Here is a 24,810-nt window from a genome sequence, read left to right on the forward strand (position 1 = left end):
GCGGGGCTCCCCGCCCCCCCGCGTGGGGGCGGCCCCCCTGCCCCCCCCCTCGACTCGTATCCGACAAACCACTCCCGCCGTCACGGCCCGGGCCCGGTGGCCGGAACCGGCGGCCGGCTAGCTGAGGGCGTCGCGGACGTCGCGGCCGGCGTCCTTGACGTGCTCGCCCGCCTGCTTGGCGTGCGCCGCCGTCTCCTGCGCCTGGCCCTCGGCGTAGAGGCGCTCGTTGTCGGTCGCCTCACCGATGCCCTGCTTCGCCTTGCCGGTGACTTCCTCGGCCTTGTTCTTGACCTTGTCGGCGATGCTCATGCGTCAGTCCTCCTTGGTCGTTCGGCGCTGCGGCAGTCGATCTGCCGGTCGCGCCCCTCTGCCGATCGAATCGCCGCGCCCTGATCACGCCGTGGTCCGATCGATCAGATCGTTCGCTCTGACGATCAAGGAGTGCCCGGTCCGGGGAGTTTTGAAACGGCTTGCGCCACCGCACATCCGGTACGGCATCCTAGGACAATGCCGGTTAGGCTCTCCGCCGTGAACGAACCCGGCGGCCCGTCCGGTCCTCACCCTCCGCGGGCCCCCGGCGGCCCTCCCGCTCACCCCGGCCGCGCGCCGCGGAGCCGGCGGCCTCCGTACCCCGACGAGGCCCTCGACTGGCTGCTGCCCCGTGACGCGCCGCGCGTCCTGGATCTCGTCGCCGGCACCGGCCGCCTCACCCGCCGGCTCCGGTCCCGCGGCCTCGACGTGGTGGCCGTCGACCCGTCCGCCGCGATGCTCGCCGAACTCCGCCGCACGCTGCCCGGCGTCCCCACCCACCAGGGCGACACGGCGCGGATCCCGCTCCCGGACCACTGCGCCGACGTGGTCCTGATAGCCGAGGCCTGGCACGGCCTCGACCCGCCCCGGGCCCTGCCGGAGATCGCCCGTGTCCTCTCCCCCGGCGGCCGCCTCGGCCTGATCCGCAACACCCGCGACGAGCGCGTCGACTGGGTGGCCCGCCTCGGCGCCATCATCGCCGGCGCCGGGCCGCCCGGCGGCCCCCGCCTCGGCCCGCCCTTCGGACCCGCCGACCGCGCCGTCTTCGCCTGGAGCCACCAGCTCAAACCCGACGACCTGATCACCCTGGCCGGTTCCCGGAGCCGGGAGATCCTGCTGCCGGCCGACGAACGCGCGGCCGTCCTCGCCCAGATCCGCCAGCTGATGGCCACCCATCCGGCCCTGCTGGGCCAGGCCTTCCACACCCTTCCCTACGTCACCGAGTGCGTCCACGCCACGCTGCTGACACACCCTCCGTGACCGGCCCGCGCGGGCCCGCACCGGTCACGCGCACCATGACGCCACCGTGACGCACGTCCGGAGGATCGGTGACGGCCGCCCCGCACGGGACGGCGCGGACCGAGGAGAGACATGAGCACTGCGAAAATCGGGCGGCGTACGGCGGCCGGCGCGATCGTCCTGGCGTTGGGGACGGGCCTCGCGGCGACGCCGCACGGGCCGGCCCACGCGGGGGGATTCGCACCGGCACGGATCGCGGAGACCACCGACAACGACGACAGCACCACCAAAACCGTGACGGCGACCTGCACACGAGGGTCGGTCTTCGCCGCCGGCGCCCGGATCGTCGACGGCTCCGGAGGGGTGGCCCTGACCTCGATGGCGCCCGACCCGGGCCTTAACTCCGTGACGGTGACCGCCGCCGCCCGGAGCGGGCACACCGGCGACTGGGCGTTGACGGCGTACGCGACCTGCGCCTTCTCCGCACGCGCGCCGCTCTGGGTGTCGGCCACCGTGCCGTCCGGCTCGACGGCGGAGGTGGACTGCCCGGGCATCACCAAGGTGGTCGGCACCGGCTTCCGTGTCGAAGGGCCGGTGGATCACACGTACGTCGACGAGGTCGCCTTCGGGGCCGGGCTCAACGGGGTGCGGGTGCACGCGGGCGGCGAACCGGACGAACTCACCGCCTTCGCGATCTGCAAGGAACCCACCCCGCTGACCGGACCGCCCGGCGTACGCGTCCAGGCCGCCAGCGCCGGCGACACCTGGCCCCGCACGGCCGTCACCGGCGGTTCCGGCCCGGACCAGCACGTCTACGCCGTCGGCGCCCGTGTGGTGAGCTCCGGAGCGGCTTTCCTCAGCGTGCTGGCGCCCGGCCCGGACTCGCACCTGGCGCACGCCGAGGCCGTCCAGGCCGGTCCGCTCCCGGGTGCGCCCGCCACCGCACGGACCGGCGAGGACGACGCCTCGCTTACGGTCTCCGGCCTGCTCATGGGCGCCTTCCACTGACACCCGGTACGCGCCGGGCGCCGGTGCTACGGCGCCGGGGCCGGCCGGTCGGCGGCCGTCACCGGTCCGCCGGCCGGTGACCGCCGGGCCGGCCGGCGGGGCGCGAGGACCAGTTCGTCGGGGGGATGCACCCCGATGGCCCGCATCGCGTCGCGGTACCGGGCGAAAGCCCGGCGCGCCTCACCGTGCTGGCCGCCGGCCACCAGCGCGCGGACCAGCGCCCGGTGGGCCGGCTGGTCGTACGGATCCCGCTCCAGCAGCCTCAGCAGATATCCCACCGCGGCCGCCGGGCCGGACGTCGCGGCGCTGCTGCGGGCCAGCATCCGCAGCAGGCTGAGGAACGCCGCCCGGGCCTGTTCGCGCAGCGGGCCCGACCAGTCGGCGTACGGCTCGTCCTCGAACGCGTCGGCGCGGTACTGGCGATCGGCGGCCACCAGCACCTTCCGCCCCTCCACGAGGGCGTCCCGTTCCATCAGGCGACGGGCGTGCGCGACATGGTCGAGGAACTCCTCGACGTCGACCCGTACCCGGCTGATGTCGAGCGCGATGCACGCCTGATCGGCGACGAGGAAGTGATCGGGGGCGAACGTCTTCGCCGGGTCGAGCACGCCGCGGACGATGGAGAGCAGGACCGACAGCCGGTGCCCGGTGCGTTCCGCGTCGTCGTCCGGCCAGAGCAGCTCGCACAGCTCACCGCGCGGCACCGGCCGGCCACGCCGGGCGACCAGGATCCGGACCAGGTCGCGGGCCTTACGGGACTGCCACCGCGAGGCCGGGACGGGACGGCCGTCCAGGCGCACCTCGAACCGGCCGAGAGCCTGGATCGTGACGGTCTGGTAGGCCGGCCCGGCCCCGGACGCGCGCGCACCGGACATGCCCGCCGCCCGGTCGGTCAGCACACCGGCGGAGACGAGTTGCTCGGCGGCGAGAAGTCCGCCCAGCCGATCACCGTTCCCGGCGCCGGGAAGTCGCCCGAGCACGACGAGGATCCGGGCCGCCTCGACCACCGCCCCCGCCCGGCTCCAGATCGCGTGCGCCTCACGCAGCGCCTCGCGCGCCCGGTCCAGGTCGTGCTCGATGGCGGCCCGCAGTTCGAGCGCGTCGGCCAGCCCGGCCAGGTCGCCCTGAGCCCGCGCGATGTCGGCCGCCCGCCCGGCCGGGACGGCGGCCTGCTCGGGCCCGGCCGTCCGCAGCACGACCCAGCCGTGTGCCAGCAGAGCCGGGACGACGATCTCGTCAGCGGCGCCCCGGACGGCCTGCTCGGCGTGCATCGCCGCGGCCTTGGCGTCGTCGTCGAGCCGGACCAGCGCCAGCCCGGCCAGGGCGGGCACCAGAACATGGGCGTTGCCGGCCTCCTCGGCGACCCGGACCGTCTCCTCGTACGCCGCGCGGGCCTGTTCGCGCCAGCCCCGCCGGCGGTACAGGTCGCCCAGCCCGAGCAGCGCCGTGGTGAACCGGCGGGAGCCCTTGCTCTGATAGTGCGCCAGTGCCGCCTCGTACCGCCTGACCGCCTCGTCGTAGCGGCCGAGCATCGCCAGCGCCTCCGCCTCGTTACTCGTCGCGATGGCCCGCAGGCTGGGCGCGCCGGCCAGCGCGGCGTACCGGGCCGACTGCTCGGCCATCGCCAGCCCTTCGGCGAACCGGCCGGTGCGCAGCAGTTGATGCGTGCGGTTGATGTGGATGCGGGCGAGGAGCAGGACGTCGCCGGTGCGTTCCGCGATCGGCAGGGCCAGGGCGTAGTGCTCCTCGCCGCCCGCGATGTCGCCGGCCACGCTGAGGCACAGCGCGACGCTGAGGTGGGCCGAGGCCAGCACGCTGTCCTGCCCCGACTCCCCGGCGGCGGCCAGTGCCCGGCGCGCACATCCGCAGGCGGCGCCGGTGTCGCCGGCCAGCAGGTGGGCGTGCGCGGTCCAGGACAGCAACAGCGCCAGTTCGGCCGGCGCGGCGGATTGCGGACGCTGTTCCAGGATCTCCAGCGCGGCACGGGCGTCACCGCGCTGGTAGTGGATCCGGCCCCGCCGCCACGCCAGGCCGGCGTCACCGGCGGGCTCGGCGGCGGCCACGGCCTCGTACTCCCGTGCGGCCGCGCCGAGGTCGCCCAGGGTGCGCAGGGCGTCGCCGAGCAGCAGGCGCAGCCGCCGGCCGCGATGTCGCTCCGGCAGCCGGGGCACCAGCTCCACCACCGCCCGCGACCGGCCCTCCGCGATCATCCGGTCACCATGAGCGTCGAGCACCCGGGCACAGCGCGCGTGGTCACCGGCCCGCAGGTACTCCCGGGCGGCGGCGACCGGCGGGCCGTGGTCGTCGAACCAGGCGGCGGCGGTGGCGGCCGTGCCGGCGCCGGTGGGCGGCCGCCGCTGCCCGTGCCGCACGACCTCGGCGATCACCGGAATGACGTGCTCCTCCGGGGCCGGCGCGCCCGGGCACAACGCCGGCCAGGCGGGCCGGGTCAGCAGGCCGGCGCGGCGCAGCAGACCGACGATCCGTGGGGCCCCGCGAAGGCCGAGCGCGCCGCACAGGCCCGCGCTCACCGGTGACAGCTCGCCGACCTGGCGGAGCAGCCGGATCGCGTCCGCCGACAACGCGGTGAGGACCTCGTCGGCGACGTACCGCGCGATCGGGCCGCCGGGCTCGGCCAGGACCGGGGCCAGCGGGCCGGACGGCACCCCGCCCAGGCGCAGACTCTCGGCGGACAGGTGAACGAGCGCCGGCCAGCCCCCGGTCGCGGTGTACAGCCGATCGGCGAGGTCCGGGGCGGACAGGCCGTACTCGCCGGCCACCAGATCGGCGATCCGCTCCGGGGACAGGGCCAGGTCGAGCGGGCCCAAATCGGTCCACAGGCCACTGCCCAGCCAGCGGGTGGCCTGCGGCGGCAGCGGCCACCGTGAGGCGAGCACCACGGTCACGTCGTCCTCGCCGCTCTCGACCGCCTCCAGCAGGGGATGCAGGTCCTCCGCCGACATCCGCGGCAGCCCGTCGACGATGACCAGCCGGTCACCGGCCGTGACGGCGCCGGTGACGAACCGGTTCAGCGGGACGCTGTCGCCGTCGCGCGGGCGGACGGCCGCACCCGGGAACCAGCGGCGCAACGCGGTCGTCTTGCCGTAACCGGCGGCCGCCACGAGGCAGCGGACGCCGCGCTCCCGGGATGCCCGCAACGGATGCACCGTTCTCCCCCCTGCCACGCTCGCCGGCCGGGCGCGTCCAGGCTCACTGGACTCGGCCGGTGTGGCGGGGCTCTTGGCGGGGCGAGGCCCCTGGCATCGCCACTCATCGATCAAATCACGATCGGGGCGCCCACCGCGGCGGCCGGCACTGACGCCTCCCTGACACCACACTGACGGTCCGGTGTGACCGTCGTGGCAGGACCGCAGACAGCGGCTCGGACGACAGGGAGCAGACGACATGAGAATGTCAGGAAATTGCAGAATGCTGATGATTCCGGCGCTGGCGGTGCTGGCGCTCGGCGCGGCGGGCGCGGGCCCGGTGAACGCGGCGGCCACGCCTGCGGAAGGCACCGCCGGCCGGGCCCTGGCGGTCTCGGAAGACCTTCACCGGTGCGACGGCAAGGCACAGCTGAACGCCGCCGTCCTGACCAAGTCCGCGGCCGAGACCATCGGCGAGAACGGCGTTTTCGTCCCGGTGACGGACGCGTCCATCCAGGTCACCGGCCCGGCGGCGGCCGTCGCCACCGACCAGCTGATCGTGACCTTCACCGGCGAGGCCGAACTCGGCGGGCAGCCCAACGTCCTCAACCCCGTGGTCGACTCGATGCAGGTCCGCATCCTGGTGAACGGTGCGCCGCTGCCGCCGGGAGCCGTCGCCTTCACCACCGACGCGGGCCAGTCGGACGCCCTGCAGGCGTGCACCACCGTGAGCGGACCCGGCCCCCACGTCGTGACCGTGGAGTGGCGGCTGTTCGACTTCGCGAACAACAGCGCGCTGACCGGAACGCTGAACAGCTGGGAACTGCACGTCGAGCAGAACGACTGACCCCGCCCCGGCTCAGCCGGGGACGGCGGCCCGCAGCTTCCAGGTGGTGAGGCGGGGGCGGCCCGGGAGGGCGATGCGGCCGGTGCACCAGAGCAGCGCCTCGGCCGGGTCGCCCGGCGGGGCGTCCGGGAACAGACGGGCCAGGACCGCCGCGCACAGATCCCCCGGCGGGTTCCAGGGCACTCCCAGTCCCTGAGTGATGTCCCAGGTGTGGTTCAGGGTCTCGTTGACGCCGAGCGCGGCGAAGCCGGCCCCGTCGGTCGGGCCCCAGTGCCACGCCCGGGCGCCGGGGGCGGCGGCGCGCAGGGCGGCGCTCAACAGGCCGCCGCAGGCGGCGACGATCCGCAGGATCGTGGACGGGGCGGCGCCGGGTCGCACCTCCAGGTCCAGCGGCAGGTACGCGTCGGAGGCGCCCGACGTGACCTGGGTGGCGTACGCGGTCAGGTCGTGCGCCAGATGGGCCGCCGTCCGCCGGCAGTCCCAGTCCAGCGGCCCGGCCCGTACCCCCCAGTCGCGGTCTTGAACCGGTGTCAGGATCCGGAGCGTCTCCGCCACCGCCGCATCGACGTCTTGTGCATCCACGGGGCTCATCATCGCTGAAGAAGCACTGTGACAGCATCGACGGCATGCCCAAGAAAGTGGACCGTCGGGAGCGCCGCACCCAGATCGCCGACGCGCTGATGCGGGTCGCCGCCGATCACGGGCTGGAAGCGGTCAGCCTGCGCCACGTGGCCGCCGAGGCCGGGGTGTCCGCGGGGATGGTGCAGCACTACTTCCGCACCAAGGACGAGATGATGGCGTTCGCGCTGGAGGTCGTGCGGGAGCGCAACCAGGTGCGGGTCACCGAGGCGCTGGCGCTGCTGGGAGCCGACCCGGCCCCCCGCGAACTGCTGCGCACCATCCTCGCGACACTGCTGCCGCTGGAGGAGGAGACCCGCGCCGACGGACGGGTGGCGCTGGCGTTCCTCGCCTACTCGGCGGTGCGGCCCACGGCGTCGGCGACCCTGCGGGACGACACCGGGCAGATGATCGACTTCATCGCGGGCCTGCTCCCCGTACCGGAGAAGGAGACAGCGGCCCGCAGCCTGCTCGCCCTGATGGAGGGGCTGGGGGTCTATCTGCTCGGCGGGCAGTACACGCCGGGTGAGGCCCGGGCGGCGCTCGACGCCCAGCTGGACCTGATCTTCAAAGGGCCATAGGCCGGGGATTGGCCGTGCCTCGTCCCGAGCGGATGTGTCAGGCTGATCCGGTGAAACAGGCGCAGAGGCTCAAAGCTGTTCGTTACGACATTCGCGGGCCGGTGCTGCGCCGCGCATTGGAGCTCGAGGACGCGGGACACCAGATCCTCAAGCTGAACCTCGGCAACCCGGCGCCGTGGGGCCTGGCCACGCCGGAACCGATCGTCGCCGACATGATCTACAACCTGCGGTCGGCGCAGGGTTACAGCGACGCCCGTGGCATCTACTCGGCACGCGTCGCCGTCGCGCAGTACTACCAGACCCAGGGCGTCACCAGCGTGCAGCCCGAGGACGTGATGCTCGGCAACGGCGTCTCCGAGCTGATCGTGATGGCGTTGCAGGCGCTGCTCGACACCGGCGACGAGGTGCTGGTGCCGAGCCCCGACTACCCGCTGTGGACCGGCGCGGTGACGCTGTGCGGGGGCCGGGCGGTGCACTACCGCTGCGACGAGGACGCCGGCTGGCAGCCCGACCTCGACCATCTGGAATCCCGGATCACCGCCGACACCCGCGCCATCGTGATCATCAACCCGAACAACCCGACCGGCGCGGTCTACTCCCGCGAGGTCCTCGAAGGCATGCTCGACCTGGCCCGCCGGCACGGGCTGTTGGTCTTCGCCGACGAGATCTACGACCGGATCGTCTACGACGGCGCCGTCCACCACACCGCCGCCGCGCTCGCTCCGGACGTGCCGATGATCAGCATGGGCGGCCTGTCCAAAACCTACCGGGCCGCCGGATTCCGCTCCGGCTGGCTCGCGATCAGCGGCTTCACCGGCCGCGACACCGACTACCTCGAAGGCCTGCAACTGCTGGCCAACATGCGGCTGTGCCCGAACGTGCCCGCCCAGCACGCCATCCAGACCGCCCTCGGCGGATACCAGAGCATCAACGCGCTGATCCGCCCCGGCGGCCGCCTCCACGAGCAGCGCGAACACGCCTGGCGGCAGATCACCGCGATCCCCGGCGTCGACTGCGTCAAGCCGGAGGGCGCGCTCTATCTCTTCGCCCGCCTGGACCCCGAGGTCCACAAGATCCACGACGACGAGCGGCTGATCATCGACCTGTTGGAGCAGCAGAATCTGCTGCTGTCGCACGGGACCGGCTTCAACATCGACACGCCCGACCACCTGCGGCTGGTCTTCCTGGCTCCGGTCGACGTCCTGGACGACGCCGTCGCCCGGCTCCGCACGTTCCTCTCCACCTACCGCCAGTAACGGCCCCGCCCGCCGCCACTCACCCGCCCGCCGCCACCTGCCCGCCCGCACGCCAGCCGCCACTTACCCACCTGCCGCCACCTACCCACCATCCGGCCCGCCAGCCGCCGCCTGCCCCACCGCCACCTGCCCCACCGGCCCCATCGCCACCTGCCCGCCAGCCGCATGCCCGGAGACAGGCCGACCGCCGGCCTGCTGTCGACCGCCGGCCTGTCTGCGGGCCGTCGCTCAGGCACGTCAATCACCACATATTCCACGGACCCGGTGGTCATCGCATCAAGGTCTGTGGGGGCGGACAGTTGGCGACCTACCCACCGCGACCTTGATGCAGTGACCACCCCACGCGGTAGCCAACGCTCCAAGGTCTGTGTGTGGCGATTGTCGGCGATCTACTTGCCGCGACCTTGATGCGCCGCCCACCCAGCGCGGCAGCCAGCGCTTCAAGATCTGCCCGACGGGCGATGGACGACCCGACCACCGCGACCCTGAGGCGCCACCCACCCGGCGCGACGGCCTCAAGGCCGGTGGCCAACGCTTCAAGATCTGCGGATGGCGCACGGTTGGCGACCCCACCATCACGACCTTGATGCAGTGACCACCCCATGCGGTAGTCAACGCTTCAAAATCTGTGTATGGCGATTGCTGGCGATCTACTTGCCGCGACCTCGATGCGCCGCCCACCCAGCGCGGCAGCCAGCGCTTCAAGATCTGCCCGACGGGCGATGGACGACCCGACCACCGCGACCCTGACGCGCCACCCACCCGGCGCGACGGCCTCAAGGCGCGATGGCCTCAAGGCGCGGTGGCCTCAAGGCGCGATGGCCTCAAGGTCGGTGGCCAACGCTTCAAGATCTGCGGATGGCGAATGCTGGCGAGCTGCTTGCCGCAATCTTGGCGCACCGCCCACCCCGTGCGGTGGTTAGCGCTTCAAGGTCTGGGGTGACGGGTGGTTGGCGGGCTGCCTTCCGCGATCTTGATGTGTCGCCCACCTGGTGCGGTGGTCAGCGCTTCAAGGTCTGGGGTGACGGGTAGTTGGCGGCCTGACAACCGCGATCTTGATGCGCCGCCCACTCCATGCGGGGTCAGCGCTTCAAAGCATGCGGGAGGGCCAGTAGTCGTCGGTCCGGCCGCGGCGATCTTGATGCGATGACTCCCCAGCACGGTGGCCACCGCATCAAGGTCCGTTGGCGCTGGCGCGGTCCTTGTTACTCCCTGTTGATGCGGGTGCAGGGTGACTTTCGGGGCTCGGCTCTCGGCTCTCGGCTCTCGGCTCTCGGCTCTCGGCTCTCGGCTCTCGGCTCTCGGCTCTCGGCTCTCGGCTGTGATTTTGATGCGTTGACTACCTGATTCGGTGGTCAACGCAACGAGGTTGGTGAGCGGCGCGGATCGATGCCAGCCCAGTGTGATCTTGAGCAGCGCTGGCAGGTGCCTCTCGATCTGGCGCTGCGCCTTCGCAGGTGGTGATCTTGATGCACTGACTTCCTCGAACGGTGGTCGACACATCCACGCCTGAGAAACGGCTGAGCGGACCAGCGGAGCAGCTGGGCGGCTGGGCGGCTGGGCGGCTAGACGGCAGGGCAGTTGGACGGCGAACGGCTGGACAACGGGGATTGGCCGCCGCCGCGAACCCGTCGCTTGACGGGAGTCGGTCGTCGCGGCTCTGCGGTGATCAGTCGGTGGGGGCGATGCGTGGTGGGCGGTTCTCGTAGGGAGTGGACAGCACCACCGTGGTCCGGGTGGTGACGTTAGCGGCCGTGCGGATGTCCTGCAGCAGCCTCTCCAGGTCGGCGGGACTCTTCACCCGGACGAGAAGGAGGTAGAAGTCCTCCCCGGCCACCGAGTAGCAAGAGTCGATCTCGGCGAGATGCGCCAGCCGGTCGGGCGCGTCGTCGGGCTGGGAGGGGTCGAACGGCCGGATCGCCACGAACGCCGTCAACGGCAGGTCCAGGGCCTCATAGGAGACCCGGGCGGTGTAACCGTTGACGACGCCGCGCTGCTCCAGGCGGCGGACACGCTGGTGCACGGCGGAGACGCTCAGGCCCACCCGTTCGGCCAGGTCGGTGTACGACAACCTGCCGTCCGCGGTCAGGGCCGACACGATCGCCCGGTCGATCTCTTCCACGCCGTCACATTACTGGCCTGTCGCGGATGGGCCGTCAGCGGATCAGCGCCGCGATCAGCTCCCGGTCATCGAGCGGGCGATCACGAGCCGCTGGATCTGGTTGGTGCCCTCGACGATCTGCAGGACCTTCGCCTCCCGGAACCAGCGCTCGACCGGGTGGTCGGCGACGTAACCGGCACCGCCGAGCACCTGCACCGCGTCGGTGGTGACCCGCATGGCCGCGTCGGTGGCGAACAGTTTCGCCTTGGCCGCCTCGATGGAGAACGGCCGGCCCGCGTCCTTGAGCCGGGCCGCGTTGAGCAGCAGCGCACGGGCCGCGGAGACCTGGGTGGCCATGTCGGCGAGCATGAACCCGATCCCCTGGAACGACCCGATCGGCTTGCCGAACTGCTCGCGCTCCCGGGCGTAGGCGGTGGCGTAGTCGACGGCGGCCTGGGCCAGCCCGACCGCGCACGCGGCGATGCCGAGGCGGCCGGCGTCGAGGGCCTTCATGGCGATGCCGAAGCCCTCGTTCTCGGTGCCGACCAGGCGGTCCCGGGGGATGCGGGCGTTGTCGAGGACGATCTGCGCGGGCGCCGACGAGCGCAGGCCCATCAGCTTCTCCGGCGCCTGCGGTTGGAGGCCGGCGGTGTCAGCGTCGGCGAGCAGGCAGGAGATGCCGCGGGCGCCGGGGCCGCCGGTGCGGCAGAAGATGTTGTAGAAGTCGGCACGGCCGGCGTGCGTGATCCACGCTTTCGTGCCGGTCACCACGTAGTCGTCGCCGTCGGCGACCGCGCGGGTGGCGAGGGCGGCCGCGTCGCTGCCGCCCTGCGGTTCGGAGAGGGCGTACGCCCCGAGCAGCTCACCGCCGAGCATGTCCGGCAGTTTGGCCCGCTGCTGTTCGGTGCCGTAGGAGGCGACCGGGAAGCAGGACAGGGTGTGCACGCTGACCGCCTCGGCGATGCCCAGCCAGGTGCCGGCGAGGATCTCCAGGACCTGGACGTACACCTCGTAGGGCTGGGCGGCGCCGCCGTCGGCCTCGGGGTAGGGCAACCCGAGGAGCCCGGAACGGCCCAGAGTGCGCAGGATGTCGCGGGGGAACTCGCCGCGCGCCTCGAAGTCGTCGACCTTGTCGGCGAGCTCGCGGGTGGCGATCTCGGTGGTGAGGTCGAGCAGGTCGTGCGCTTCGGGGGTGGGAAGCAGTCGATCCACGGTCATCCTCGAACTTTAACGCTCGTTAACCAGCCGGTGTGACCAGGCCGGTCTCATAGGCCAGGACGACGGCCTGGGCACGGTCGCGCAGATCGAGTTTCGCGAAGATCCGGGCCACGTGGGTCTTCACCGTAGCCTCACTGAGTGTCAGCGATCCGGCCAACTCGGAGTTCGACAGACCGCGCCCCAGCAGGGTCAGCACCTCGAGCTCGCGCGGGGTCAGGGCGGTCAGATCGCGGTGCACCGCCGGCGGCTCGCCGGTGCTGGCGTACCGCTGGACCAGGCGGCGGGTGATCGACGGGGCGAGCAGGGCGTCACCGGTGCCGACCAGGCGGATCGCGGCGGCCAGGTGGTCGGCGGTGACGTCCTTGAGCAGGAAGCCGCTGGCGCCGGCGGCGAGCGCGGCGTAGACGTACCGGTCCAGGTCGAACGTGGTCAGCATGAGGATCCGGCAGTGGCGGTCGCGGGCCAGGATGCGCCGGGTGGCCTCGATGCCGTCCATGCCGGGCATCCGGATGTCCATCAGGATCACGTCGGGGCGCAGGCGCCGCTCGGCCTCGACCGCGGCGGCGCCGTCGGCGGCCTCCCCGGCGACATCGATGCCGCGGGCGCTCAGGATCAGCCGGAACCCGGTGCGGATCAGCTCCTGATCATCGACGATCAGCACCCGCGGGACGCCACCGACGCCACCGACGGCACCGACGGCAGGATTCCGCTGATCGGCCCCGACGCCACCAACGGCAGGCGTGTGCGGGGCGGTCATGGCGCGTCCAGCGGGAGGCGGGCGCGGACCCGGTATCCGCCGCCGAGGCGGCGCCGGGCGTCGAGGTCGCCGCCGTAGACCGCGACCCGCTCGCGCAGGCCGGCCAGGCCACGGCCGGCGCCGTCACCGGCGGCGGGCGGGGCGGGGTCGCCGGTCAGCACGCTCGGGCCGGTGGTCAGCACCTCGACCCGCAGGGCGTGACCGGCATAACGGATGGTGACCTCGGCCTTTCCCCCGGTGCCGTGCTTGAGCGCGTTGGTCAGGGCCTCCTGCACGATGCGGTAGGCGGTGACGTCGATGCCGGCCGGCAGGGGCCGCGGCTCGCCGGAGACCCGGACATCGACGGGCAGGCCGGCGAACGCGATCCGGTCCACCAGCGGGCTGAGCCGGGCCAGCGTGGGCTGCGGCGCGAGATCGGCGTGCTCGTCGTCGGGGTCGTCGCCGTCGGGGGCCGGCGCCAGCAGGCCCAGCAGGTGCCGCAGCTCGGTCATGGTGTCACGGCCGGCGCGCTCGACCGCGCCGAGCGCCGCGCCCGCCTCCTGCGGCATGGTGGCCAGGATCTCCCGGGCGGCGCCCGCCTGCACGATCATGACGCTGACGTTGTGGCTGACGATGTCGTGCAGCTCGCGGGCGATCCGGGCACGTTCCTCGCCGACCGCCGCCTGGGCGGCGGTCTCCCGCTCGCGTTCCAGGAGCCAGCCGCGCTCTCCCAAGGCCCGCTCGTGCCGTCGGCGCGCCCGCCGCAGTGCGACCCCGAGCCCCGCGGCGACCGCGCACGCCACCGCGAGCGCTGCCGCCATCCACATCGTCCCCACACCGGACACCCTGTCAGAACGGGGCGAGCGCGCGCATCCGCCCCGGTGTCCACACCGCGTACATCTGCGGGATGACGGCCGCCGTCGATTGCATCCGGCAGCCGATGCCCGCACGACGGCCGGTCCGTAGCGTTCCGGGCCATGACGACAGAGACGGTGGTACGCCTCGACGGGGTACGCAAGGAATACGGCGGAACAGCTGCCCTGGACGGCGTCTCGCTGGAGATCCGCCGGGGTGAGGCGGTCGCCGTGATGGGCCCGTCCGGATGCGGTAAATCCACCCTGCTCAACATGATCGCCGGGCTGGACCGGCCGTCCGCCGGCGAGGTGACCGTGCACGGCGAGCGCCTGGACCTGATGAACGAGACGAGGCTGGCGCTGTTCCGCCGGCACCACCTCGGCATGATCTTCCAGTTCTTCAATCTCCTCGACGATCTGTCCGCACTGGACAACGTGGCCCTGGCCGCCCAGCTGACCGGCTCGTCGGCGGCCACCGCCCGGCGCCGCGCCCTGGAACTCTTCGACGAGCTGGGCATCGCCGGCCGCCGGGACGTCTATCCGGCCGCGCTCTCCGGCGGCGAACGGCAGCGGGTGGCGGTGGCCCGGGCCCTGATGAACCGGCCGGCGCTGCTGCTCGCCGACGAGCCGACCGGCGCGCTCGACAGCAAGGCCGGTGAACAGGTGATGGACCTGCTGATCGACCTCAACCAGATCGGGCAGACCCTGCTGATCGTCACCCACGACGAGCGGCTCGCGCACCGCTGCGCGAGCCGGCTGGTGGAACTGGCCGACGGCCGGATCGCCCGCGAGTCCGCCCTGGACCGGGTGTGAGCGCGGTGTGGGCGGCCGCACGGGCCGCGATCCGCCGCCGGAAGCTGCAGACCTTCGTGATCGGCCTGGTCGTGCTGCTCTGCACCACCACGACCGTGGTGTCCCTCGCCCTGCTCGACGCCACCTCGGCGCCGTTCGACCGGGCCTTCGCCGAGCAGCGTGGCGCGCACGCGGTGGCGGTCTACGACCCGGCGGTGGTGACCGGCACCCGACTCGCCGCCGCGAAGTCCGGGGTGGAGAGCGCGGCCGGACCGTTCGGGCAGGTCGTGCTGGACCCGGAGAACGATCCCGGGCCGCTCCTGCGTGGGCAGATCACCGTGGTGGGACGGGCCGACCCGGGCGGCGAGGTGGACCGGCTGGACCTCTGGCGTGGCCGCTGGCCGTCCGCGCCGGGCGAGATCGTGCTGAACGAGACTCGCATGGACGATCCGATCGGCCTGCAGATCACCGACGACATGAAGACGGTCCAGGCGGGCGGGGTGACGCTGACCGTGGTCGGGTGGGCGTACAGCCTGAGCGCGACGGCGGACGCCTGGGTGACACCGGAGCAGATGACGGCGCTGCGGCCGACCGGGACACAGATGCTGTACCGGTTCTCCGGGGACGTGTCGACCAGGGAGGCGATCGAGCAGCGGCTGGCCGGGGTGACCGCGGGGCTTCCCGGCCAGGCGCTGCTCGCCGCCCGGCCGTACCAGGTGATCAAGGAGGAGATGGCCGAGTCGGCCGGCGTCTACCTGGCCCTCCTGGGCGCCTTCGGGGTGCTCGGCCTCCTGGTCGCGGTGATCATCGTGGGGAACGTGGTGAGCGGGGCGGTGGTCTCCGGGTTCCGGCACATCGGGGTGCTCAAGTCGGTGGGCTTCACCCCCCGCCAGGTGGTCGCGGTCTATCTGACCATGGTGACGGTGCCCGCGATGGTGGGCGCGGTGACCGGCACGGCGCTCGGCAGCCTGGCGGCACAGCCGCTGGTCGCGGACACCTTCCGCGACCTCGGCCTCGGGCAGGACGCCGGCGTGCGGATCTGGGTGCTGGCGGCGGGGCTCATCGGCGTGCCCGGGCTGGTCCTGCTGGCCGCGCTGCTGCCCGCGACGCGCGCCCACCGCCTCTCCGCCGCCGAGGCGATCAGCGCGGGCAGCTCGCCGCGACGCGGTCGCGGCCTGCGCATCCAGAGAGCCCTCAGCGGTACGCGCCTGCCGCGCTCGGTCAGCCTCGGCCTGGGCCTGCCGTTCGCCCGCCCGGCCCGCACCGCGCTGACCATGGCGTCGTTGCTGCTCGGCGTGACCACGGTGACGTTCGCGACCGGGCTCTCCGAATCGATCCTGCGGGTCGCCGCGCTCTCCGCGGAGGCGGGCGGCAACGTCGGTGTCGTCTCCCGCCCGCCCGGGCTCGGTGAGGGCACGCAGCGCACCCCCGCGGAGGTGGAGGCGATGCTGCGCGCCATACCCGGCACGGCGCAGGTCGGGGTCGCCGCCCGGAAGGACGTCGTCATCCTCGGGCACAGCGAACCCGTCGAGTTCGGCTTCGTCCGCGGGGACGTCGCCGCGATGGGATACGAGCGCCAGCTGCTCGAGGGCCGCTGGCTGAGCGGGCCCGGCGAGGTGGTGGCGCCCGTCCAGTTGCTCAACGCACGCGGCCTGAAGGTCGGTGACACCCTGACCGCCGACCTGGACGGCGCCAGGCTCAGCCTCACCGTGGTCGGCGCGATGTACGAGGGCCTGCCCGGCCCCAGCGACGGACTGATCGCGGCGTGGCGGGACCTCGACGGTCTCTCCAAGGACGACTTCTACTACATGGTGCAACTGCGTGACGGCGCCGACATGGAGGGGTACCTGGCTGCGGTGCGGGCGGCCGACCCGGGCCTGGACGCCTGGGACAACACCGGCGACGACGAGCTGACGGTGATCGTGACCGGGTCGTCCGCCCTGTTCGCCGTGCTGCTGGCCGCGGTCGCCGCCCTGGGGGTGCTCAACACGGTCGCCCTCAACGTCCAGGATCGCCGCCGCGACCTGGGCATGCTGAAGTCGATCGGGATGACGCCGCGTCAGGTGATCGCCATGCTGGTCACGTCGATGGCGGCCCTCGGCGTGCTGGGCGGGCTGATCGGCATCCCGGTCGGCATGGCCGCGCACCGGATCGTCGTCCCGGCGGCCGCGGACGCCGTCAAGCTCACCCTCCCCGACTACGTGCTGCGGGTGTGGGAGCCGGGGACGCTGGCCCTGATGGTGCTCAGCGGCGTGCTGATCGCGGTGCTGGGGGCGCTGCTGCCGGCCCGCTCGGCGGCCCGGCTGACGATCGCCCGGGTCCTGCACAACGAGTGACACCGGAGCGCCGGTCACCCCCCGTACCCGAAGATTCAGGGTGACCGGCGCCAGGCCGTCAGTGGCGCACGCACCATGGGCCCATCCAACACGGCCGATCTGCCAAAAATCTGTCAGCGGCCGGCGATCAGGCGGCGGCGAGATCCACCACCGGGGCCGACGGCTCCAGGGACTCGTGCCAGATCGCCCACCGGGTGTCCGGTCCCATCGACTTCGCCTTGTACATGGCCAGGTCGGCGCGGTGCACGATCTCGTCGTGGGTGAGTTCGCCGGGTTCGGTCACCGCCACGCCGATGCTGGCGGCCAGGGTGAGCAGGCGGCCGTCGACGACGACCTGGCCGAGGGCGCCGGCGAGACGCCCGGCCACCTCGTACGCCTCCTCGGGCCGCCCGACCTCGGGCAGCACCACGGCGAACTCGTCACCGCCGAGCCGGGCCGGCAGTCCCGGCCGCGGCACACAGCGGCGCAGCACCTCGGCGAACTCCACCAGCACCCGGTCGCCGGTCTGGTGCCCGAGGGTGTCGTTGATCTCCTTGAACCCGTTCATGTCGATCACCAGGATCGCCGCCCGCCGGCCGCGGCCCAGCGCGCGGCAGGAGGCCTGGCGGAACAGGCTCCGGTTGGCGAGCCCGGTCAGGCCGTCGGTGAGGGCGCGCTCGTCGCTCTCCCGCTGCGCCAGGGTCTGCCGGTAGAGCACCAGCACACTGAGCATCGCCCCGCCGAGCGCCAGGCCACCCCACGGGAAGAACCGGCCGTCCTGCCAGGCCTGCGCCAGCATCAGCAGGTGGGCCACGGCGACCGCGAGGAACGGCAGGTAGCGGCCGGCGCGGAGGGCACGGCGGGGCTCGCCGGCCGCGACCGCGACGAAGCCGGCCCGGCCCTGTGCCACGGCCGCGGCGGCGAGCAGCGCGTCGGCGGTGATCCAGCAGATGAACTGCCAGGACGCCGGCATCTCGGCGCCGTCGTGACCGCTCAGGTAACCGTGCACCGCGTCGCCGGTGAACAGGATCAGGGCGCCGGCGGTGAGCAGCCGCAGCGGCCGCTGCGCGGACTCGTCGGCGCCGCGCAGCAGGGCCCGGACGGCACTGAACAGCAGCGCCAGGTCACCGAGCGGGTAGACGGCGGCGCTGAGCATGACGTCCGCGGAGAAGCCGGTGCGTTCCAGCAGCGGGCCGATCGCGGTGTACCAGAGCACCACCAGGCCCCCGGCCATCACGGTCAGCGCGTCGACGGCCGCCTTGAGCCGGTCGCGGCGGCTGGTCGGCGCGAGCGGGAAACGCTGCAGGGCGATCAGCAGGGCGACCACGAACACCACGTGCGTCGCGTCGTCCCACCGGCCGGCGCCGCCGACACCGAGGACCATCAGCAGCGGTACGGCTACCACGAGCGCCGAGAAGCAGGCGGCGACCGCGCCCCAGGCCTGCCGCAGCCGGGGTGGCAGCTGCGGCATCCGGGCCGCACGCACCGCGGCGACCAGGCCGAACACCGCGAAGGCGAACCGGGCGGCCTCGGCGGCGGATTCGTACCAGGCGACCGGAGCGAACAGGTTCACCGCGGAGAGCGCCAGCACGACGGCGTAGAGCGCGCCCGCCGCCAGATAGACCGGCGGCAGCCCGCCGCCCGGGTGACGGCGCCGCGCGAGTCGACTTCCCGTGTGCAAGACGCCTCCTCCAGGGCCGTGCCGGACGAGCGTGCTGATCGGTGGCTCCCGGGCCGACCTGAGGAATGACCATAGGATCGGCGGATGGCCGTACCCCAGACGCACGACGAGGCGGTCGCCGCCGCCCACCAGCTCGCCGAGGCCCTGATGCCGGGCGCGGCCCAGCGCGACCGCGACGGCGCCGGCGTCGTCCCGCACGAGGCGATCGGGGCCCTGGACTCCTCCGGCCTGCTCGGCATCACCGTGCCGCGCGCCGACGGTGGTCCCGGTCTCGGCATGCGCACGCTCGCCGAGGTCACTCGTATCATCGCCGCCGCGGACCCGGCGATCGCCCAGATCCCGCAGGGCCACTTCCTGATCATCGACGTGCTCGCCGTGCACGGCGGCGCCGAGGCCCGTAAGCGGATCCTCGGTGACGTGCTCGCCGGGCGGCGGCTCGGCAACGCCCTCGCCGAACGCGGCGGCAAACACGCCCAGGACCTGCGGACCCGGATCACCGGCGGGCGGCTCGACGGCGTCAAGTACTACACGACCGGCGCTCTGACCAGCGTGTGGATCGCGGTGAGCGCCCTCGACGAGGACGGCCGCCTGGTCCTCGCCCTGGTGCCGCGGGACGCCGAGGGCGTCACCGTCGACACCGACTGGGACATGGTCGGCCAGCGCGCGACGATCAGCGGGACGGCCAGGTTCGAGCGGGTGGCGGTGGAGCCGGGGCTGCGCATCGACTACGCGCACGCCTATGAGACGCCGCAGCAGCTCGGCGCCCGCGCCCAGCTCGTGCACGCCGCCATCGAGGTCGGCATCGCGGGCGCCGCGCTGCGCGACGCCCGCGAGTACCTGCGAGAGAGGGCCCGCCCGTCCAGCGAGGCGGTGCGGCACGGCGCCGCGGCGGCCACCGACGACCCGCATGTACGGCACCGTTACGGGCGCCTGGCCACGCGCGTCCGTGCCGCTGAGGCGCTGCTCGAGTCGGCTGCCCGTACCGTCGAGGAAGTGGGGTTGGTCCCGGCGGACGCCGACGCCGCGGCGCGGGGCTCCCTCGCGGTGGCGGCCGCGAAGGCGTTCGGCAGCGAGATCGCGGTGGAGGCCGGGTCGGAGTTGTTCGCGCTCTGCGGCACCAGTTCGGCGGCCGCGAAACACGGCCTCGACCGGCACTGGCGCAACGCCCGCACCCACAGCGTGCACGACCCGGTGGACTGGAAGTACGCCCACATAGCGGCCTACGAGCTAGCCGACCAGCAGCCCCCCAACCACGGCCAGCTCTGAAAGCGCCAGCCGCACCACCGGGCCAGCAAACCGCAACCACCGCTACCCAGCTCTAACCGCACCCACCCCTACATAGTCTCCGCGAGGACGTATCCACAGAACTGCCCGCAAAACGCCGCCGGTGGGGAGGCAAGCGATTTACCGACGCCCGCGCTCTTTGCGGGCGGCGGGAAATCGCCTGCCTCCCCACCGGGTACAAGGCGTTTTGCCGCGGAGCGAAGCGGAGCCAGCAAGCTCAGCCCAGCCGGTAGGAGGCGAAAACGACGTCGGCGCTGTGCACGAATCCGAGGCGGCCGTAAAGCCGGATGGCGTTCTCGTTGTCATGTGTCGTGTGCAGGAACGGCAGGTCGCCGCGGGCGAGGATGCCGGCCGCCACGGCGAGCGTCAGCCGGGCGCCGAGGCCCTTGCCGCGGAACGCGGGGTCGGTGCAGACGGCGCTCACCTCCGTCCAGCCGGGCAGCCGGAACCGCTCGCCGGCCATCGCGATCAGGCGGCCGTCGCCGTCCCGGATGCCGAGGTAGCGGCCCAGGTCGATGGTCCGTTTCAGGAACGGGCCGGGCTGGGCGCGGGCGACCAGGTCGAGCATCTCGGGCACGTCCTTCTCGGTGAGCTGGACGGCGTCCGGGTCGTCGACGCCGGACATGCTCTGGCCGATCATCTGCACGCCCTGGGTCACCTCGACCTGTTGCCAGCCTGGTGGCGAGGAGATCGACGGGCCGGTGAGGACGGCTTGATCGGTGATGGTCGCCAGGTCGCGCCAGGCGGCCGGATCGGCGGGGTCGCTCAGCGCGGCGAACGGAGCGATCTCGGGCAGGAATCGGGCGGCGTTGCCCGCGGCCTCAGCGAAACACGCCTGCGGCCCGGTGAGGGCGGCCCACACGGGGTTGTTCAGCACACCTCGACCCTGCCTCTATCCGGCCCGCCGCGCCAGTAGATATCCGGCGAACCACCCCCACGCTTATCTGTCGGGTTCCGTCACACGCGTGCCGCCTGCCGCGCCGGGGCCGGCTCCGGCTCCACCGCCAGGGCCGGGATGTCGGCCGGCCACAGCGGCTTGGCGAACAGGTAACCCTGGCCGTACTGGCAGCCCATGGCGCTCAGGGCGGCACGCTGGCCGACCTCCTCGATGCCCTCGGCGACGACCGTCAGGTCGAGGTTGTGCGACAGCGTGACGATCGCGTCGACGAGCGCGTGCTGTTGCCGGCTGTGCAGGATGTCGTCGATGAATGACTTGTCGACCTTCAGCACGTCCACCGGCATCTGCCGCAGGTAGCTCAGGGACGAGTAGCCCGTACCGAAGTCGTCGATCGCGATGCGCACGCCCATCGCCCGCAGCGCCTTGAGGTCCGACAGGACCTTGGCGGCGTCCCGCAGCACCAGGCTCTCGGTGATCTCCAGCAGCAGCCACTCGGGCCGCGCGCCGGTCTCGGCGAGCGCCTGGCGCACCTCGACGGCGAAGTCCGCGTTGCGGAACTGCCGGGCCGACACGTTCACGCTGACGTACCGCAGCGTCGTGGCCGGGTTCTCGGCACGCCACTGCGCGAACTGCCGCAACGCCTCCTTCAGCACCCACGACCCGATGCCGACGATCGCGCCGCTCTCCTCGGCCGCCTCCACGAAGTGGAACGGGCCGAGCAGCCCACGGACCGGGTGCTGCCAGCGCACCAGCGCCTCGACACCGGTGATCCGCTGGTCGGCGAGTTCCACGATCGGCTGGTACTGGAGCACGAACTGCTCCTGTTCGATCGCCTCGTGCAGGGCGGTACGCATCTCCAGCCGCTGCATCATCGCGGTGTGCAGGTCGTTCTGGTAGCGCTGCCAGCCGCCCTTGCCGTTGCCCTTGGCCAGGTAGAGCGCGAGGTCGGCGTGGCGCAGCAGCTCGGTCGCGTTGTCGGCGTCCCGGTTGGTGGCGACACCGACGCTGCTCGCGGCGCTCACCACGTGCGTGCCGCCGAGACCGTCGGACACCTCCACCGGCACCGCCAGCGCCTCCACCAGCCTCGCCGCCACCGCCTCGGCCGCGTCGACCGAGTCGCTCTGCTCGACCAGGACGGCGAACTCGTCGCCACCCATCCGGGCCGCCGTGCTGCCGGTCCCGATGATCGCCGAGATCCGCTCGGCCACGGTGAGCAGCAGCTGGTCGCCGACGGCGTGTCCGAGAGTGTCGTTGACCTCCTTGAAGTCGTCCAGGTCGACGAAGAGCACACCCAGGGTGGCGCCGTCCCGCTCGGCCACACCGAACGCCTGCTCCAGCCGGTCCTTGAAGAGCACCCGGTTGGCCAGCCCGGTCAGGGCGTCGTGGAACGCCTGGTGGGTGAGGTCCTTCTCCAGACCACGCCGCTCGGTCACGTCGCGCAGTGTCACCACCAGCCCGGCCACGGTCGGGTCGTCGCGCAGGTCCCGCAGGTCGCACTCGATCTCGACGGTACGGCCACCGGCGCGCACCGCGGTCAGCTCGATGTCGTCGAGGTCGCCCGCCCCCGAGCGGATCCGGTACATGACCTCGCGCAGCGCGTCCTGCGAGGAGTCGGCGATCAGCCCGGACAGCGCGGTCCCGGTCGGGTCCTCGCCGAACAGCGCCTCGGCCGACGGGGTGGCGTACCGGATGGCGCCGTCGGGGTCGAGGATCAGGATGACGTCGGCCGCGCTCTGGATCAGCGTCCGGAACCAGGCCTCGCCCTCACGGCGGCTCACCTCGGCGGACAGCGTGATCCGTTCCAGCACCACCGCGATCTGCGCGCCCAGCGTCTCGAACGCCGGCAGCAGCCGGTGCAGCACCTGGTCCGGCGCGCCGATGACCACGGTCGCGACCCGGTCGCCGGCCAGCGGCTGGGTGGCGTACAGGACGTTGCGGAACCCGCCGGACCGCAGGCCCACGGGCAGTTCGGCGGTCGCCATCAGACGCACCCCCAGCTCGGCCGCGCCGATGGCCGGCCTCGGCTCGGGCATGTGCACGTGATAGGGCTCGTTCGCCGGCATCAGCCGGGCCACCGCCTCGCGGACCGCCTTGGACACGTCGCGCTCGGTGGCGGTCGCGAACAGCAGCGCACCCGCCTCCCGCAGCGCCCGCTCCAGGATGCCGGCCTGCCGCTGCGACCGCGCGAGATCGGCGACCCGGGCCAGGACCAGCAGGAACATCACGGCCGCCGCGGCCGCGATCACCGGCGCGTCCACCACGCCGTCGCGAGCGACCTCGACCTCCGCGCCCTGCGTGAACTCCAGCACCAGGACCGCCGGGGCGATCAGCGCGGCCGTGCTCAGCCAGAACAGCCGGTGGCCGCCCATGCCGGAGTGGGCGCCCTCGATCGGCTCGGACAGCTCCCGCATCGACGGTTTCAGGGCGGCGAAGCCCATCGCGGAGTAGAAGACGATCCAGCCCAGATCGACCGGGCCGCCCACCGCCCAGGCATGGTTGAGCTGCGACTGGCCGTAGAAGACGTCCGAGATCAGCATGCCGATCACGGCGATGCCGAAGACGCCCACCGCGCCCAGGCGCTTGCCCGACCCGGTGAGCATTCGCAGGACCATCGCGAGCACCAGCACGTCGCCGAGCGGGTAGCCGATCGAGACCAGCTTCTCCAGCAGCGACAGGTGGTCGGCGCGGGTGAACGGCGCGATCCAGTACACCCAGGCCAGCAGGCCCAGGCCGACCGTCGGCACCAGCGCGTCCAGCAGCGCCGCACGGTTCGCGTCACCGCCGTCGCGGGCCCGGATCAGCATCAGCAGGCCGGCCGTCAGCAGCGGATAGAACGCCAGGTAGAAGAAGTCCGCGACACCCGGGAACGACGGCTCACGGCCCATCGCCAGGATCAGGTTGTACGCGCTGTCGCCGGTGGTGAAGCACGCCAGGGAGGCACTGATCAGGTACCACGGCAACCGGCGCTGTGGCCGGTGCAGGCGTACCCCGACCAGCACCGCGATCGCGCACGAATATCCCAGCGCGGCCCAGCTGTACAGGTGAGCGTCCGGGAAGGCGTAGTAGACGCCGGTGATGGCCAGCGTCCAGGCGCCGAAGCACGCGCCAGCCACTCGGGTCGACAATGCGGACTCCGTTCGTCGGGCGGCGTTCTGCCAACCCGCCGATCGGCCGCGACCGGGTCCGACTTGAGGACCTTCGGCCGTCCGCACCCGGACGGCAACCTCGCCGCCGCGGTCAGGCGGCGAGAGCCTCCGTCAGGGCTTCCGTCAAGTCTTGTGTCACCCCGGTCAGGCGGCCATCGCCTCGACCAGGCGGCGGGCCGAGCCGGCCAGGTTCCAGCGCTCGGCCAGGGCGAACAGGGCCTCCGGGTCGCGCGGCGAACCCGGCAGGACCGGGTCGAAGTCCGGCAGCGGCACATCGGTCGCGACTCGGCACACCGGCAGCGCCCGGGCCAGGTAGTCGCGGGAGACGTCCAGTTTCGCCCGCACTCCCGGGGCGAAACCGGCGTCCGGATCGTCGAGGGCGGCCACGATCTGCTCGACACCGCCGTACCGCTCGATCAGCCTCGCCGCCGTCTTCTCGCCGACGCCGGCCACACCCGGTAGGCCGTCGCTGGGGTCGCCGCGCATCGCCGCGAAGTCCGCGTACCAGCGGGCCTCGACCCCGTACTTCGCCAGGACCAGCGCCTCGTCGGCGTCCTCCAGCTTCGCCACACCCCGCCCGCAGTACAGCAGCCGGGTGCCGCGGGCGTCGTCGACGAGCTGGAACAGGTCGCGGTCGCCGGAGACCACCTCGACCGGCCCCGGCTGCCCGGCCGCCAGGGTGCCGAGCACGTCGTCGGCCTCGTAGCCCTTCACCCCGAACGCCGGGATCCCGATCGCGGCCAGCGTCTCCAGCAGCACCGGGACCTGCCGCTCCAGCGACGCCGGCACCTCCTCGACCGCGCCGTGCGCGACCCGGTGCAACTTGTACGACGGCACGAGCTCCACCCGCCAGGCCGGCCGCCAGTCCGCGTCGAGCGCGCAGACCAGCCGGTCCGGGCGACGGGTCCGGATCAGCTGGGCGAGCATGTCGAGGAAACCGCGGATCGCGTTGACCGGCTCACCCGCCGCGGTCTGCGCCGCCTTCTCGGGAATGCCGTGGAAGGCGCGGAAGTACAGACTGGGGGCGTCAACGGCCAGCAGTGGTCGGCTCACCCGGCCC

At 72.9% G+C, this 24,810-nt stretch carries 19 protein-coding genes; 8 read left to right on the top strand and 11 right to left on the bottom strand.

All coding sequences use genetic code 11. The features are described 5' to 3' along the window. Positions 1-117 precede the first annotated feature (117 nt). Positions 118-309: a CsbD family protein gene (locus QLQ12_RS26615; RefSeq protein ID WP_282763215.1), complete on the bottom strand. Its 192-nt coding sequence runs from the start codon at positions 307-309 to the stop codon at positions 118-120. A gap of 219 nt (positions 310-528) precedes the next feature. Between QLQ12_RS26615 and QLQ12_RS26620 the strand changes: the two genes are divergently transcribed. Then, the gene (locus QLQ12_RS26620; RefSeq protein WP_282763216.1) at positions 529-1,290 is read left to right on the top strand and encodes a class I SAM-dependent methyltransferase; all 762 of its coding nucleotides are present in this window, start codon (positions 529-531) and stop codon (positions 1,288-1,290) included. Positions 1,291-1,401: 111 nt separating this feature from the next. Continuing rightward, on the top strand, positions 1,402-2,277 hold the full coding sequence (locus QLQ12_RS26625) for a hypothetical protein (RefSeq protein ID WP_282763217.1): 876 nt from the start codon (positions 1,402-1,404) through the stop codon (positions 2,275-2,277). A gap of 26 nt (positions 2,278-2,303) precedes the next feature. Here QLQ12_RS26625 and QLQ12_RS26630 read toward each other — a convergent pair whose 3' ends face one another. Next, the gene (locus tag QLQ12_RS26630) at positions 2,304-5,435 is read right to left on the bottom strand and encodes a BTAD domain-containing putative transcriptional regulator (protein ID WP_282763219.1); all 3,132 of its coding nucleotides are present in this window, start codon (positions 5,433-5,435) and stop codon (positions 2,304-2,306) included. 271 nt (positions 5,436-5,706) lie between these two features. On the opposite strand from QLQ12_RS26630, the gene QLQ12_RS26635 reads away from it, so the two are divergent. Beyond that, positions 5,707-6,270, top strand: a complete 564-nt coding sequence (locus QLQ12_RS26635; protein WP_282763220.1) for a hypothetical protein — start codon at positions 5,707-5,709, stop codon at positions 6,268-6,270. 12 nt (positions 6,271-6,282) lie between these two features. Here QLQ12_RS26635 and QLQ12_RS26640 read toward each other — a convergent pair whose 3' ends face one another. After that, on the bottom strand, positions 6,283-6,861 hold the full coding sequence (locus tag QLQ12_RS26640; RefSeq protein ID WP_328518310.1) for a maleylpyruvate isomerase N-terminal domain-containing protein: 579 nt from the start codon (positions 6,859-6,861) through the stop codon (positions 6,283-6,285). A gap of 35 nt (positions 6,862-6,896) precedes the next feature. On the opposite strand from QLQ12_RS26640, the gene QLQ12_RS26645 reads away from it, so the two are divergent. Together QLQ12_RS26645 and QLQ12_RS26650 are read left to right on the top strand one after the other, a co-directional pair. Further along, entirely contained in the window at positions 6,897-7,469 is a 573-nt protein-coding gene (locus QLQ12_RS26645) for a TetR/AcrR family transcriptional regulator (protein ID WP_282763222.1), read from the top strand. 50 nt (positions 7,470-7,519) lie between these two features. Further along, entirely contained in the window at positions 7,520-8,725 is a 1,206-nt protein-coding gene (locus QLQ12_RS26650) for a pyridoxal phosphate-dependent aminotransferase (RefSeq protein WP_282763223.1), read from the top strand. Positions 8,726-10,394: 1,669 nt separating this feature from the next. On the opposite strand, the gene QLQ12_RS26655 is transcribed toward QLQ12_RS26650, so the two are convergent. The 4 genes from QLQ12_RS26655 to QLQ12_RS26670 are packed head-to-tail and all read right to left on the bottom strand — an operon-like array spanning position 10,395 to position 13,607. Beyond that, positions 10,395-10,847, bottom strand: a complete 453-nt coding sequence (locus QLQ12_RS26655; protein ID WP_282763224.1) for an Lrp/AsnC family transcriptional regulator — start codon at positions 10,845-10,847, stop codon at positions 10,395-10,397. Between the two features lie 54 nt (positions 10,848-10,901). Further along, entirely contained in the window at positions 10,902-12,044 is a 1,143-nt protein-coding gene (locus QLQ12_RS26660) for an acyl-CoA dehydrogenase family protein (protein WP_282763225.1), read from the bottom strand. 19 nt (positions 12,045-12,063) lie between these two features. Continuing rightward, positions 12,064-12,801 carry a response regulator gene (locus QLQ12_RS26665; protein WP_282763226.1) on the bottom strand — a complete coding sequence of 246 codons (738 nt, stop codon included), beginning with the start codon at positions 12,799-12,801 and terminating at the stop codon, positions 12,064-12,066. After that, positions 12,798-13,607: a sensor histidine kinase gene (locus QLQ12_RS26670; RefSeq protein ID WP_282763289.1), complete on the bottom strand. Its 810-nt coding sequence runs from the start codon at positions 13,605-13,607 to the stop codon at positions 12,798-12,800. Before QLQ12_RS26670 ends, QLQ12_RS26665 begins: the two co-directional genes overlap by 4 nt. A 150-nt stretch (positions 13,608-13,757) precedes the next feature. Between QLQ12_RS26670 and QLQ12_RS26675 the strand changes: the two genes are divergently transcribed. Beyond that, on the top strand, positions 13,758-14,447 hold the full coding sequence (locus QLQ12_RS26675) for an ABC transporter ATP-binding protein (protein WP_282763227.1): 690 nt from the start codon (positions 13,758-13,760) through the stop codon (positions 14,445-14,447). Continuing rightward, positions 14,444-16,762 (top strand): ABC transporter permease, encoded by a 2,319-nt coding sequence (locus QLQ12_RS26680; RefSeq protein ID WP_282763228.1) that lies wholly within the window; start codon positions 14,444-14,446, stop codon positions 16,760-16,762. The genes QLQ12_RS26675 and QLQ12_RS26680 overlap by 4 nt, the downstream gene beginning before the upstream one ends. Positions 16,763-16,889: 127 nt before the next feature. On the opposite strand, the gene QLQ12_RS26685 is transcribed toward QLQ12_RS26680, so the two are convergent. Further along, positions 16,890-18,422, bottom strand: coding sequence for a GGDEF domain-containing protein (locus QLQ12_RS26685; RefSeq protein WP_282763229.1), 1,533 nt, complete (start codon positions 18,420-18,422; stop codon positions 16,890-16,892). Positions 18,423-18,506: 84 nt separating this feature from the next. On the opposite strand from QLQ12_RS26685, the gene QLQ12_RS26690 reads away from it, so the two are divergent. Further along, entirely contained in the window at positions 18,507-19,688 is a 1,182-nt protein-coding gene (locus QLQ12_RS26690; protein WP_282763230.1) for an acyl-CoA dehydrogenase family protein, read from the top strand. Between the two features lie 235 nt (positions 19,689-19,923). On the opposite strand, the gene QLQ12_RS26695 is transcribed toward QLQ12_RS26690, so the two are convergent. The 3 genes from QLQ12_RS26695 to QLQ12_RS26705 form a co-directional block, all read right to left on the bottom strand. After that, entirely contained in the window at positions 19,924-20,583 is a 660-nt protein-coding gene (locus QLQ12_RS26695) for a GNAT family N-acetyltransferase (RefSeq protein ID WP_282763231.1), read from the bottom strand. Between the two features lie 80 nt (positions 20,584-20,663). Continuing rightward, positions 20,664-23,717 (bottom strand): putative bifunctional diguanylate cyclase/phosphodiesterase, encoded by a 3,054-nt coding sequence (locus QLQ12_RS26700; protein WP_282763232.1) that lies wholly within the window; start codon positions 23,715-23,717, stop codon positions 20,664-20,666. A gap of 177 nt (positions 23,718-23,894) precedes the next feature. After that, positions 23,895-24,803, bottom strand: a complete 909-nt coding sequence (locus QLQ12_RS26705; protein ID WP_282763233.1) for a 5'-3' exonuclease — start codon at positions 24,801-24,803, stop codon at positions 23,895-23,897. Positions 24,804-24,810: the final 7 nt, after the last annotated feature.

Source organism: Actinoplanes sandaracinus (assembly GCF_030009775.1).
GTDB classification, from domain to species: Bacteria; Actinomycetota; Actinomycetes; order Mycobacteriales; family Micromonosporaceae; genus Actinoplanes; species Actinoplanes sandaracinus.